Below are 1388 nucleotides of genomic sequence, written 5' to 3' on the forward strand. Positions count from 1 at the left end.
GGGACTGTCTCTAAAACGGTGTTTCGGCCCGACTAGCTGAGTGAATGCTCGGCGAGGAGGTGCCGAGATGACGACACTGGAAGATGTGACGAAGAAGAGGGCCGAACCGCCGTCGGCGGAAGCGGCCGCGGCCGCGGAGTTGGTCAGGTTGGCCAAGGAGCAGGGCCTGTCGCTGACCGGGCCGGACGGACTGCTCAAACAGTTCACCAAAACCGTCCTGGAAACCGCACTGAACGAAGAGATGACCGAGCACCTCGGGCACGACAAAAACCAAGCCCCGCCCGATCGGGAATCGACGAACATCCGCAATGGAACCCGGCCGAAAACGGTGTTGACCGAGGCGGCCGGGCATGTCCCGATCGAAGTCCCGAGAGATCGGGAAGGGACGTTCGAACCGCAGATCGTCAAAAAGCGACAACGTCGATTGAACGGGGTCGACGAAATCGTGTTGTCGTTGTACGCCAAAGGATTAACCACCGGTGAGATCTCCGCTCATTTCGCCGAAATCTACGGCGCCTCGGTCTCGAAAGAGACCATCTCGCGGATCACCGACAAGGTCCTCGAGGAAATGCAGGACTGGGCTGCCCGGCCGCTCGACGAGGTATACGCTGCGATTTTCGTCGATGCGATCGTCGTCAAAGTCCGGGACGGTCAGGTCGCAAACCGGCCGATCTACGCCGCGATCGGCGTCAGCCTCGACGGACACCGCGACGTGCTCGGATTGTGGGCCGGCACCGGCGGTGAGGGCGCCAAATTCTGGATGAGCGTGCTGACAGACATCCGAAATCGGGGCACCCGGGACGTGTTCTTTCTGGTCTGCGACGGACTCAAAGGCCTACCGGAGGTCGTCGAGAACGTCTGGCCGGCCACGACGGTACAAACGTGCGTCGTGCATTTGATCCGCAACACCTTTCGGCTCTCGGGACGTCAACACTGGGACGCACTCAAACACGATCTCAGACCGATCTACACGGCACCGACCGAGGCTGCCGCTCACGCGGCGCTGGACGATCTCGCCGAGCACTGGGGCGAGAGGTATCCGGCGATCATCCGATTGTGGACCAACGCCTGGCAGGAATTCATCCCGTTCCTCGATTACGACATCGAGATACGGCGAGTGCTGTGCTCCACCAACGCGATTGAGTCTCTCAATGCCCGGTATCGGAGGGCTGTGAAAGCTCGTGGCCATTTTCCTACCGAGGCGGCTGCGCTGAAGTGCCTCTATATGGTGACGCGTTCACTGGACCCGACAGGCAAGGGCCAGGCACGATGGATGGTGCGGTGGAAGCCTGCTCTGAACGCGTTTGCGATCACGTTCGCCGATCGTTGGCCGGGATCGGAAACATACTGATGGAAATCCGCCGAAACACCGTTAGCGAGATAGACCC

The 1388-nt window shown here is 60.7% G+C and carries 1 protein-coding gene; it reads left to right on the plus strand.

Going from position 1 to position 1388, the window contains the following annotated elements:
• Positions 1 to 67: 67 nt before the first annotated feature.
• The gene (locus tag V2B23_RS30820) at positions 68 to 1351 is read left to right on the plus strand and encodes an IS256 family transposase (RefSeq protein WP_430953686.1); all 1284 of its coding nucleotides are present in this window, start codon (positions 68 to 70) and stop codon (positions 1349 to 1351) included.
• Positions 1352 to 1388: the final 37 nt, after the last annotated feature.

The organism is Rhodococcus sp. 24CO, assembly GCF_050586165.1.
GTDB lineage: Bacteria > Actinomycetota > Actinomycetes > Mycobacteriales > Mycobacteriaceae > Rhodococcus_F.

Bases quoted from the DNA above. Each gene is read 5' to 3' on its own strand.
- V2B23_RS30820 (WP_430953686.1), top strand. From the start codon at position 68: ATGACGACACTGGAAGATGTGACGAAGAAGAGGGCCGAACCGCCGTCG.